The organism is Marivita sp. S2033, assembly GCF_046592965.1.
In the GTDB taxonomy this organism is placed as follows: domain Bacteria; phylum Pseudomonadota; class Alphaproteobacteria; order Rhodobacterales; family Rhodobacteraceae; genus Marivita.
The window spans coordinates 841032-851141 of the sequence record NZ_JBISBV010000001.1 but is presented as its reverse complement, the minus strand read 5'-3'; the positions used below and the strand labels follow the sequence as shown (position 1 = coordinate 851141).

Annotated in this window: 13 protein-coding genes and 1 tRNA gene; 3 read left to right on the top strand and 11 right to left on the bottom strand. The window is 60.2% G+C overall.

The genetic code is table 11. From position 1 onward, the window contains the following. Positions 1-84: 84 nt before the first annotated feature. The 6 genes from ACGKZZ_RS04140 to ACGKZZ_RS04115 all read right to left on the bottom strand — a co-directional run bounded on the left by ACGKZZ_RS04140 (position 85) and on the right by ACGKZZ_RS04115 (position 4352). Positions 85-159, bottom strand: a tRNA-Gln gene (locus ACGKZZ_RS04140). Positions 160-221: 62 nt separating this feature from the next. Next, the gene (locus ACGKZZ_RS04135) at positions 222-1595 is read right to left on the bottom strand and encodes a mechanosensitive ion channel domain-containing protein (RefSeq protein WP_411222174.1); all 1374 of its coding nucleotides are present in this window, start codon (positions 1593-1595) and stop codon (positions 222-224) included. Then, positions 1592-2416, bottom strand: coding sequence for a GGDEF domain-containing protein (locus ACGKZZ_RS04130; protein WP_411222173.1), 825 nt, complete (start codon positions 2414-2416; stop codon positions 1592-1594). The genes ACGKZZ_RS04135 and ACGKZZ_RS04130 overlap by 4 nt, the downstream gene beginning before the upstream one ends. A 239-nt stretch (positions 2417-2655) precedes the next feature. Further along, a complete protein-coding gene (locus ACGKZZ_RS04125; protein ID WP_411222172.1) occupies positions 2656-3258 on the bottom strand; it encodes a heme NO-binding domain-containing protein in 603 nt (200 codons plus the stop codon). Between the two features lie 87 nt (positions 3259-3345). Then, positions 3346-4071 carry an HAD family hydrolase gene (locus ACGKZZ_RS04120; protein ID WP_411222171.1) on the bottom strand — a complete coding sequence of 242 codons (726 nt, stop codon included), beginning with the start codon at positions 4069-4071 and terminating at the stop codon, positions 3346-3348. Further along, positions 4068-4352: a DUF3572 domain-containing protein gene (locus tag ACGKZZ_RS04115; RefSeq protein WP_411222170.1), complete on the bottom strand. Its 285-nt coding sequence runs from the start codon at positions 4350-4352 to the stop codon at positions 4068-4070. Before ACGKZZ_RS04115 ends, ACGKZZ_RS04120 begins: the two co-directional genes overlap by 4 nt. Positions 4353-4445: 93 nt before the next feature. Here ACGKZZ_RS04115 and ACGKZZ_RS04110 point away from each other — a divergent pair, with 93 nt between their 5' ends. After that, positions 4446-5861 (top strand): diguanylate cyclase, encoded by a 1416-nt coding sequence (locus ACGKZZ_RS04110; protein WP_411222168.1) that lies wholly within the window; start codon positions 4446-4448, stop codon positions 5859-5861. Positions 5862-5864: 3 nt separating this feature from the next. Here the strand turns inward: ACGKZZ_RS04110 and ACGKZZ_RS04105 are convergent, their stop codons facing one another. The 4 genes from ACGKZZ_RS04105 to ACGKZZ_RS04090 form a co-directional block, all read right to left on the bottom strand. After that, positions 5865-6350, bottom strand: a complete 486-nt coding sequence (locus ACGKZZ_RS04105) for a periplasmic heavy metal sensor (protein ID WP_411222167.1) — start codon at positions 6348-6350, stop codon at positions 5865-5867. A 1-nt stretch (position 6351) separates the two neighbouring features. Beyond that, positions 6352-6696, bottom strand: a complete 345-nt coding sequence (locus ACGKZZ_RS04100) for a hypothetical protein (protein WP_411222166.1) — start codon at positions 6694-6696, stop codon at positions 6352-6354. Continuing rightward, positions 6674-7270 carry a sigma-70 family RNA polymerase sigma factor gene (locus tag ACGKZZ_RS04095; protein ID WP_411222165.1) on the bottom strand — a complete coding sequence of 199 codons (597 nt, stop codon included), beginning with the start codon at positions 7268-7270 and terminating at the stop codon, positions 6674-6676. Before ACGKZZ_RS04095 ends, ACGKZZ_RS04100 begins: the two co-directional genes overlap by 23 nt. A gap of 81 nt (positions 7271-7351) precedes the next feature. Then, a complete protein-coding gene (locus ACGKZZ_RS04090) occupies positions 7352-7837 on the bottom strand; it encodes an EF-hand domain-containing protein (RefSeq protein ID WP_411222163.1) in 486 nt (161 codons plus the stop codon). A gap of 232 nt (positions 7838-8069) precedes the next feature. Between ACGKZZ_RS04090 and ACGKZZ_RS04085 the strand changes: the two genes are divergently transcribed. Then, on the top strand, positions 8070-8462 hold the full coding sequence (locus tag ACGKZZ_RS04085) for a DUF983 domain-containing protein (protein ID WP_411222162.1): 393 nt from the start codon (positions 8070-8072) through the stop codon (positions 8460-8462). Between the two features lie 26 nt (positions 8463-8488). Continuing rightward, a complete protein-coding gene (locus ACGKZZ_RS04080; RefSeq protein ID WP_411222161.1) occupies positions 8489-9196 on the top strand; it encodes an NUDIX hydrolase in 708 nt (235 codons plus the stop codon). Here the strand turns inward: ACGKZZ_RS04080 and ACGKZZ_RS04075 are convergent. Further along, positions 9193-10095 (bottom strand): EamA family transporter, encoded by a 903-nt coding sequence (locus ACGKZZ_RS04075; RefSeq protein ID WP_411222160.1) that lies wholly within the window; start codon positions 10093-10095, stop codon positions 9193-9195. The genes ACGKZZ_RS04080 and ACGKZZ_RS04075 overlap by 4 nt on opposite strands. Between the last annotated feature and the right edge of the window lie 15 nt (positions 10096-10110).

Here is a 10110-nt window from a genome sequence, read left to right as displayed (position 1 = left end):
CGGGGGCACCAAACTGGGGCATTTCCAACCGTTCGACGGAGACCTGCGCTATTGAGCGTCTTCAGGTCTTGGATCAGAAAGAACTGGCTGGGGTGGTAGGATTCGAACCTACGGTACACTGTACCAAAAACAGTTGCCTTACCACTTGGCTACACCCCAACCGTGCCGCGCTACTTACTTGGCTACGGAAGCGGGATCAAGACCTGTAAATCGAAAAATGTCTACTCTTCCGGTGCATTCTTATGGAGCAGGTCGTCGTCTTGTTTTTCGGCCCGTTCGGACGCCACGATGCGGTCGAGCTCCTTGTCCATTTCCGCCCTGACATCACCAACAGTGGCTGTCGCGGCAGCAATGGCGTCAGCGTCGGATTTCGGGGCGGGCTTGTGGGGCGCCTGTGGTTTATCAGTGTGCTCGGGACTGCCGGCATCGGACTCTCCGACACCGACAATGCGCAGCGTCGTCTCGGGCATGACAATTCCGGCGTGATCGTAGGCTGCGATACACAAGCGCCAGGCCTCGCTCCGGGCCTTGAGGAAGCTGGTTTCATGCTGTCGAATCCACCCCGCGACATGGATGATCACCGCGCTGTCACCCATTTCCTCGATCCACACGGCAGGCGCGGGATCGTCAATCACAAACGGCAAGGCCGAGACGGTCTGCAAAGCCAGGTCCTGAGCCCGAACCAGGTCGGACTCGTAGGAGACACCGAGGTCGATCACGAAGCGTCTTTCATCGTTGCGCGTGTAATTGACGATCCTGCTCTTGAAGACGGTGGCATTCGGAATCCGGATTTGATTGCCATCAAAGCTCAGCAGGATCGTGGCGCGGCTGGTCAGCCGTATGACCTTGCCAACATCGCCTTCGATTTCGACCATGTCGTTGGGGCGAAAGGGTTGGCGGATCGACAGCATGATCGACGCAATGAAATTTTCAACCGTATCGCGCACGGCAAAACCGATGGCGAGTCCGATGATGCCCGCGGCGCCCAGAATGGTGGATAAGAGCGCTGTTGCGCCCAAGATATCCAGCGCAATGACCAATGCGGCGATCACGAAAGCGACGCGTATGATCTGGCGGTAGATGTCGGCAATGAACGCGTTCGGTGCGATCCGTGCCCACGGACGCTTGAGGCGCGCAATGGCAAAACCGGCGAACACGACCACCGCAAAAGCCGCCAGCGCGATTCCTGCAAGAGGCAGGTAATTGATGACCTGCTCACTCCGTGACCGAAACCGTTCAATCGCAGGATCGAGCCGGCGCGCGACATCGGTTGTTTCCTGCACTTTGTTTTCGATCGTCACGACGCCCTCAACACGTCCGATCAATTCGTTGAGGCGATTGACCGCCGCGCTGTCGATCGCCGTACCTTGCAGCGTGACAATGCCGGAACTCACCGTGACCGAAACATCCTCGAACCCGTCAAGTTGGCGCAGAATGCCCCGTATCCTTTGCGCCATGGCCGCGTCTGTCTCGGCGCTGTCGTCAACCGCGATCGTACTGTTGGGCTGATCGGCACTTTGCGCCAGTGCGACCGGCACAAAGGCGGCTGGAAACAACAGGCTACACAGGACTGCGAGGCGTAAAATCATCATCATTCCGGCAGAGTGCGCGACCCGTCCGGTGGATGCAAGGCGCGCAAGTGACCTTGGTCTTGCGCCGCGTCGCGTGAGTCGCTCAGTTTGGAGAGGCTCTGGCCATGATCCGGGTGCCAGAACACGTGGCATCCCCTGCCCGATCGCTTCGCGACATAAAGCGCCACGTCTGCCCGCTCTATCACGTTCACGGGTGTGCGCTCTCTGCCGCGCAGTCCAAGAGCAATTCCGATGCTTGCGCTGATCCGCGCCTTGGCGTCGTGGCCGCTGATGGGTTTGCCTATGTCATCTACAAGCAGCTCGGCCAGCCTACGAAGGCGAGAGTGGTCGGTCAGACCTGGCGAGACGATAAGAAACTCGTCGCCTCCGGCACGAACCACAAGATCGTCCTGCCGCGTGTGCCGTCGCAAAACTCTGGCAACATGCTTCAGCACCGCATCGCCAACAGCGTGACCCAGCGTGTCATTGACCTGTTTGAAATGATCAAGGTCCAGATGCAGGACCGCAAACTCCGTGTTGGATTGCCCCAGCCTCTCCATCCCGGAATCAAGCGCGCGACGGTTTCGCAAACCCGTCAAGCCGTCGGTCAGCGCCTCGTTTTCCGCCAGCAACTTTGCTCCGTTCAGCCGCGCATTCAAACTGAACGAGGCAACCATCGCGCTCGATTTCGCCTCGTGCAGAAACAAGAGCTCCACCGCAAGATCGCTGGCCGCAAAGTCCTGCGCCGTGAGATCGAATTTCCGGACGGCATCGACCACCGCGATACCAAAGGACAAATCAAGGATGACTCCGCCACCACCATCTGCCAAAATCAGCCCTCGCATCGGAATCTCGGGATCACTTCGCAACCGAAGTCGCAAGGTCTGACCGGCGAGTTTCAGAAGCGTTGCACTATCTGACGCTGTAGAAGGCTGAATATATCCGAACGCATCTGAAAAGTTTTGCGACACCAGCGGGTCGCGGGCAATTTTGGCCAGGCATCGACCGACTTGGGTGATGAGCCCATGTTCGTCGACGCACACATGCAGTGGTCGAAGGTTCGCCAACAGATCGAACGCCGAGATCATAAAGACCTCTGCAAGGGCATGTCGGCTAACGAGAAGCCGCGATCTTCAGCGAAGCAGGTATCAAATACCGTCGCCTCGATCACATCCGCTCCGTATTGCGTACCGTGATGATCGAGCGTCGCTAACGTCCCGTAATCATCCGCCATCGCGCGCAGCAGCCCGACCAGCACATGCGCAAAGCCATCCGGACCGCCCTCGCAGCGGATCAGAAACTCGTGCGGTTTTCTTTCGGTCACGGACACACGTGGTAAATCAAGCCCCGGGATTGCCAAGCGCGTTCGCCCCGGCAGGTCGTCCAGCGAGCGCAAAAGCTCCGGGAAGGTTTGCCCTCCAAACCGGAGCAATCGCCTGATCGACGCATGGTTCTGGCGGGTTATCAGGTACAGGCCGATGTCTTCGAGGATCGTGGATGTCGGCCTGTCCAGAGCTTCGGAGCAGCCGCGCAGTACCTTGGGCAGATAGGCGTCTTCATAGTGAAACATCGCTTCAAATGACGCGATCTCGACATCTGCCTGATTCAACGCGCGCGTCCACGCATCTGCGCCGAAACTCTCCGTCACAAACGCCTCGATCGTGCGAAATATCAATCCATGCATCATCTGCGCCCCAAAACCAGAACACAGCCTCGCATGATGAACTTAACATCTCGCGAATATCTATAATTTTAGGTTTTAACGCAGACGAGCCTATGCCTGCGATTGCCGATCCAGCCCGAGCCATTCTGGCAGATGGCCGATATCCGGCAGAACCACGTCGGCCCACCGGGCCAGTTCGCCGTGGCGCGCTATTCCTGTCAGAACGGCCACCGTCCACAGCCCCCCGTTGCGCCCGGCCACGAGATCATGCGTGCTGTCCCCGACCATGACCGCGCGGGCCGGAGGCACATTCACGGCACGACAAAACGCCTCCATTTGACCGGACTGAGGCTTGCCGCCAAATCCGCTGTCTGACCCGGCAATGAAACTGAATTTGTGTCGCACTCCGGCCGAATCGAGATGGGCAAGTGCCGGTCCTTCGCAATCGTTGGTTGCAACGCCAAGCTGCAAACCGTTGGCGGTCAACCGGTCAAGCAAGGGGAGAAGGGGCACCGCCTCGACCATCGGAGCGTTTGAGGCTTCATGGTTGACGATCTGCAAGAGGTCGTCCGTGGACATTGCCGGCAATTCCGTCATGAGCGCGCTCACGATCTGGTTCGGCGTTCCTGCAATCGCGATGCTGTCCGCCGCGAACTGCGCGGTCGTTACGTCGAACCCGATCTTGCGCCCCATCGCCCTCGCGCGTGCCTCGTCATCCTCTGCCAACCGTGCCAGCAGGCGGGTTGCCCACACAGTCCAGGTGGCGGCGAAATCAAACAGCGTCCCGTCCTTGTCAAACAGGATCGCGCCGATATCCGGTGGAGTGCTGCGGGTCACGTCCAATGCACCTGCGCACCGCCGGGCAGTGCTGCGCGCGCCTGCATCAAGCGGTCATAGGGCATTGCTTCGGTGTCACAGAACGCGACCACCCACGCATCGTCCATCATGATGAAATCCAGCACAGAGGCCTGAAACTCCGGGTCGCTCAGGCCGTCGCGGAACGCCTCCTCACCAACTCCGGTCGCGCCCATGAACACCGGCAATAGATCGTCATTTCCCGCCAGCCAGACGATGGCTTTCAGCGCCACCTGCTCGACCGCGTCCTGCGAAAGCAACATTTTTAAGTATTTCCCTCATTCTTTTTTAACCAATACCGGCAAAGAATTGGTGAGCAAAGTCTTAATGCCTGCCCCGAATCGGAGCCAGCCCAAGTGTCCGGCCATGTCCTTATCATCGACGCCCAAACCAACCGCCGCATCCAACTGAGTGCGCAGGTCAAGGTCGCGTGTGACGATGTCGCCCTGGCAGAAACACCGACGGGCGGGATGGCACAGATCAGGCAACGTGCACCGGGCGTGGTCATCATCGCACATGATTTACCGGGGCTGAAGCTTCGGCAGTTCTGCAGGACACTGCGCGCGCAAACGCAAACCCAGTTGACCACCATCATCGTCGCCGTACCGTGTGAAAACCACTCCGCCCGTGTGAGCGCGCTCATTGCAGGCGCGCATGATCTGATTGAATACACAGCAGAGCCCTCGGAACTGCGCGCGCGTCTGCGCAATGTGATGCGCACCCGGCAAAGTTCGGAAGAAACGCGCAAGCACGCGTCCGTCGATCACGCTCGCGGCTTCGCTGAAGCGGCAACGGGATTTGCGCAAAGGACCGTAGCCACCTTTATTTCCGCAGGTTCGGGTGACCACTGCGCCAAAATGGCGGCAGCGCTGCAGTCCGACAACGGCTTCGTCGCGCGACTGGATGATGTGCAATCCGTCCGGCGTCATCCCGATCCGGACACGGATGTCTTTGTTCTCTACCAAGGAGGTCAACCGCTCGAGGCGCGCGATTTGCTTGGTGCGTTACGCTCCCACAGCAACAGTCGTCACAGCCGGATTCTCTTCGTTGCCGACGACGACCCCGGCGCCGCCTCGCCTCTTGATCTTGGCGCGCATGATCAGGTGCCCGACACCGTATCGAGTGCCGAACTGGCGCTCCGGATCAAGCGTCTTGCACGGCTGAAACAGGACGAAGACCGTGACCGCAAGACTTTGGTCGAACTGGGCGAGAAAGCCTATACCGACATTTTGACCGGCCTGAAAAACCGCGCTTTTGCGGATGAATACCTGCAAAAGACCGACCGGACCCTCGCAGAGCATCCCAAGGCGCTGGCGATCCTGATTGCGGATGTCGATCACTTCAAGAAGATCAACGACAACCATGGCCACGAGGCCGGCGATTTCATTCTGTCACATATCGCGTCAGTGTTGAAATCCAGCTTGCGAGAGGGCGATACGCTTGCCCGCTACGGCGGTGAGGAATTCCTGATTGTCCTGCCGGGCGTAGGACCGGGTCAGGCGCGGTGTATCGGCGAACGGCTGCTCCAGGCCGTGGCCGATCACCCGTCCGGACTAGAAAACGGGCCCCATGTGCGTGCAACCGTCAGCATCGGAGTGGCGCTGACCGCGCGGTCGGAGCGTAAATCCACCAAGGATCTGAGGCGGGCGGCCGACAGCGCTCTTTACCGCGCCAAGCGGGAGGGCCGGAACCGCATCGAGATGGCCAATGCGGCCGATTTCAACGCAAGCGCGGCGGGGCATCCATACTCCCTGACCCAGCTCACGGGCTAGAATCTAGCGGCGCACGCGCTTTGTCAGCGCCTCCAGCGCTTTGGCGACGCGGTCAGCATAGGCGGCGCGCTCATCCTCGCTCATCGCGGCGATGCGATGTGCCAGAACAGTCCGGCCAACCTTATCGCGTTCTGCACGACGACCGGATTGCTCCGCCATCGCCTCGATGAACCTGCTTTGGTCGAAGGGAGATGCACGCAGCGTCTCCAATGTGGCCTGCATGTCAGCGATAAACGCAGTGCGACCGCGATCCTGACCTGAGAGGCCCGACATGAACTCCTGTCGAAGCGCCCGCCGATCCGCGTCATCGAGCGCGCGGGTGTAGACCGATCCCATGTCCGAAGTCCTGTGATTGCTCCGCCGGTCCGGCCCATCCGTCACGAAGAACCCGACCACGATCCCCACGATCAATAGGTTGAACGCAAGCGATACGATCAACGCGAACCGCATCCAGCGGGGCGTTTCACGGAATTTTTCTGTGCCGCTCATGTCAACTGTCCAACAAAAGTAAATCGAACGCCCCGATACCGTCACCGATCTCGAATGCAATGCTTTCATCTACGCCGTAGCCCATTAAAACATCGTCAGAAACCGTGCCCCCGACCCAGATGCCGACACAGGCCGTTACACCAAGGCCCGCCATCGCCGGCCACCCACCCAACGTGCCGATGACCTGCCGCCACAAGGGCACCTTGCGGGGCGCGTCAGGAATGTGCGCCACCGCATCCTCCGTCACACGCGCCATCAGCCCGTCCGGCACAGCGGGTGGATGGTGTCGCGCCTGCGTGAAAGCTGCATCCAGGAGGGCGTCGTCAGTAGGTTTCGACTGTGTCATCGCTGTACCCCAATTCCTTGCGTTGGCCGCCCAATATCGTGGCCAGGCTCCGTTTTCCGCGCGCGGTCAGACTTTCCACCGCGCGTGGTCCTATGTCCATGATCCGGGCAATTTCGCCATTTCCCAGACCATCTATATGGCGCAGCACCACGGCCTGACGCTGGCGGTCGGGCAGCTGCATCAATGCCTCGTCCAATGCCGAGCGTCGCTCCTGGTTCTGCAAATGCGTCGCGACGCCGGGGCGTTTGTCGACGATCTCCAGCTCGGACGGCAAGCCGTCGGGCCGGGTCTTGCGCAATCGGTCGATGCACAGGTTCGCCGTCACACGATAGAGCCATGTGCGCACCGACGCGCCGCCATCGCTGTCCCAACCCGGCGCGTGCCGCCACAGGCGCAACAGTGCCTCTTGCGCCACATCCTCGGCCTCGGCACGGTCGTTCAGCATTCGGACGGCATGTGCATAGACCAGCGGCGTGTACCGCGTCGCCAAAGCCCGCGCTGCCGCAGTGTCACCTGCGGCATACGCTTTGAGCAGCGCCGCCTCGGCGGCGGGGTCAGACGGGCTTTGGGTCATGTCACCGAATGGTCGCGCGTGGTCAGGATCACTTCATCGGGTGCGCGCAACACTTTGGCACTGCGCGCGCCCGGTCACAGACTAGCGGCTGTAACGGCCTTTGCCATGTCCTTTTCCGTGACCACGACCATCACGGTCCCCCATTCGGGCATCCGCAAACTCGTCCTTGCTGATCATGTCATCGTTATTGGAATCCATCCGGTCGAACATGCGATCGGGATTGCCGCGCGCCTCGATCTCGTCTTGCGACAACGCGCCATCGCCGTCGGTGTCCATCCGCTCGATCATCTGTTCCGCCATACGTTTGGCGCGATCCTGCGACCCAGCGACAATCTCCTCGACCGTCAGCATACCATCGCCATCGGTATCGGCGCGAGAGAACCGGTCGCCGTTGGCGGCAAACTCTTCCGCGCTGATGCTGCCATCGCCGTCGGCATCCATCTGCTGAAACATCTCCGCACGCCGGTCATCACGGGTGCTTGCGCTCTGCGCGGAAACGGTTGTCGCCGCTCCGGTTGCCATAAGCGCCGCGACCAAAACCGCTGAAATCTGTGTGCTCGTCTTCATCTTTTGTCCTTTCGATGACCGGCGTCGCGCCGGTCTTGCCAGTGTGGCATCGCAAACCAGAGTATTCTCAAGTTGCGATCCACTACGTTCCACGAAGCCGCGCCGAGGTTCCGTCGCGAGAAATGCGATATCGCTGTAACGAAGCCGTGATTTGCGACATCCGGACGCAAGGACAGGGTGAAGACTGTTCAAACCATGATTCAAACGCCATCTGTGCAGCCGGGAGCAATGCATGACACCAGATTTGACAACCATGGACGACCGACCCACCTGGCCCGCAATGCGCAAGGGCTGGCGCAACCGATGCCCGAGTTGCGGTGAAGGCCCGCTTTTGCGCGGGTTCCTCAAGGTTCGCGACGCTTGTATCGTTTGCCACCAGGATTATCACCATCATCGCGCCGATGACGGTCCTGCGTATCTGACGATCCTGATCGTCGGGCACCTGATGGCTCCGCTGCTGCATATCGTGTTTGTCACATTCCGTCCGCACCCCTTGGTGTTGTTTGGCGTCTTCGCGCTTGGCTGCGTCGGTCTGACACTCTATCTTTTGCCGCGAATTAAAGGCGCAATCGTTGCCTTCCAATGGTCAAGGTACATGCACGGCTTCGGCACCAGCGCATCCTGACCTTTTGCCAAGAGGATGGGACCGCCGTGAGCGACACACCCAAGATCGATAAAACTGCGCTGCGCGATGCCGCCTCGGTGATCGTTTTGCGCGACCGCAACCGCCAGCCCAGCGTGCTGATGGGACAACGTGGTCAGAAGGCCGCGTTCATGCCGAACAAGTTCGTCTTTCCCGGCGGCGCGGTTGATGTCGAGGATTCCCTTGTTCCCTTCGCCACGCCCCTGTCACCCCTGTGCCTCAACCGGTTGATCGATGACGCTCCGGTTGATCGGGCCCCTGCCTTGGCGGCTGCTGCGATACGCGAATTGTGGGAAGAAACCGGGCTGATCCTCGGCAAACCCGGCACTTGGTCCGATGCGCCACCACAGAACTGGCGCGATTTTGCCAAGAGCGGGCATTTGCCCAACGCGGCGCCGATGCAATTCGTGTTCCGCGCGATCACACCGCCGGGCCGGCCGCGCCGGTTCGATGCGCGGTTCTTCCTGCTTGATGCCGACGACCTTGCCACCGATCCGGATGATTTCTCAGCCGCGTCGGATGAGCTGTCGCATTTGCAATGGATCGACCTCGAAGCCGTGCGCGGTTTCGATCTGCCATTCATTACCGAAGTTGTCCTGGCCGAGGTCGCCGCCCGCGCCGCAGACCCCAACCCGCCAGCCTCGGTGCCGTTCTTTCGCAATGATGACGAGGAAAGCCTCTTCATGCGTCTCTACGGCAAGCCGCTGCCGGATTAGATCACGAGAACGAATGTCAGGATCGACAGGGACAGAAATCCGATTCCCGTCAACTCCCTGGCCGTGATGGTTTCCTTGAAAAAGAGCACCGACGCCAACATCGAAAAGATCAGCTCGATCTGCCCCACCGCCTTTACATAGGCCGCGGTTTGCAATGTGAATGCGGTGAACCAGCACAGCGATCCGGCCATCGAAGTCAGGCCAACCCAGACCGCCACCCGCCGCGCGCGCCAGACCGCTGTCAGCTGCCCCGGCTCTCGAACGCGCAACCACGCGGCCATTGCGAAGAACTGCGAGCCGGTGACGCAGGCGAGAGTCACCGCCGCACGCAGGAAGGCGTCTTCACTGGCGATCTGCAACGACGCCGCGCGATATGTGGTCGCCGAAAACGCGAACAGCAGCCCCGATCCCAGACCAAGCGCCGTTGCTCTGCTGGTCAGGCTTGTCCAAAACCCTTGCTGCAACCCCGGTGTGCGCGACAAGAGCATCACCCCGACCAGGCCGATCAGGATCGCCCCCCAGCCCGCCAGAGTGACATGTTCCCCGAACAACAGCACACCAACAATGGCCGTCAGGATCACTTCGGTTTTCTTAAACGTGATCCCGACGGCAAAATTCCTTTGCCGGAATAGCGCAACCACGCACACCGTGGCGAGGATCTGCGCCAGCGCGCCGATCCATGCAAACAGCCAAAAAGACGCGTTCAGCACCGGAACCGATGCGCTTTGCGTCCAGAGATACGCGACCGCGACCAGAAAAACCGCCGGAGCCCCATAGGCAAAACGCGCATAGGTCGAGCCTGTCGTGCTCAACACGCCGATGCTGAGCACTTTTTGCAGCATGAAGCGCGCCGTCTGAAACAGCGCGGCGGCAGCGGCGGCGGCGATCCATAATTCCATGCCGTCTCTATGCCG

Excerpts from the sequence above, each read along its gene's own strand:
- ACGKZZ_RS04135 (WP_411222174.1), bottom strand. The coding sequence starts at position 1,595 with ATGATGATGATTTTACGCCTCGCAGTCCTGTGTAGCCTGTTGTTTCCA.
- ACGKZZ_RS04130 (WP_411222173.1), bottom strand. The coding sequence starts at position 2,416 with ATGCGAGGGCTGATTTTGGCAGATGGTGGTGGCGGAGTCATCCTTGAT.
- ACGKZZ_RS04125 (WP_411222172.1), bottom strand. The coding sequence starts at position 3,258 with ATGATGCATGGATTGATATTTCGCACGATCGAGGCGTTTGTGACGGAG.
- ACGKZZ_RS04115 (WP_411222170.1), bottom strand. The coding sequence starts at position 4,352 with ATGTTGCTTTCGCAGGACGCGGTCGAGCAGGTGGCGCTGAAAGCCATC.
- ACGKZZ_RS04105 (WP_411222167.1), bottom strand. The coding sequence starts at position 6,350 with ATGAGCGGCACAGAAAAATTCCGTGAAACGCCCCGCTGGATGCGGTTC.
- ACGKZZ_RS04100 (WP_411222166.1), bottom strand. The coding sequence starts at position 6,696 with ATGACACAGTCGAAACCTACTGACGACGCCCTCCTGGATGCAGCTTTC.
- ACGKZZ_RS04095 (WP_411222165.1), bottom strand. The coding sequence starts at position 7,270 with ATGACCCAAAGCCCGTCTGACCCCGCCGCCGAGGCGGCGCTGCTCAAA.
- ACGKZZ_RS04090 (WP_411222163.1), bottom strand. The coding sequence starts at position 7,837 with ATGAAGACGAGCACACAGATTTCAGCGGTTTTGGTCGCGGCGCTTATG.
- ACGKZZ_RS04085 (WP_411222162.1), top strand. The coding sequence starts at position 8,070 with ATGACACCAGATTTGACAACCATGGACGACCGACCCACCTGGCCCGCA.
- ACGKZZ_RS04075 (WP_411222160.1), bottom strand. The coding sequence starts at position 10,095 with ATGGAATTATGGATCGCCGCCGCCGCTGCCGCCGCGCTGTTTCAGACG.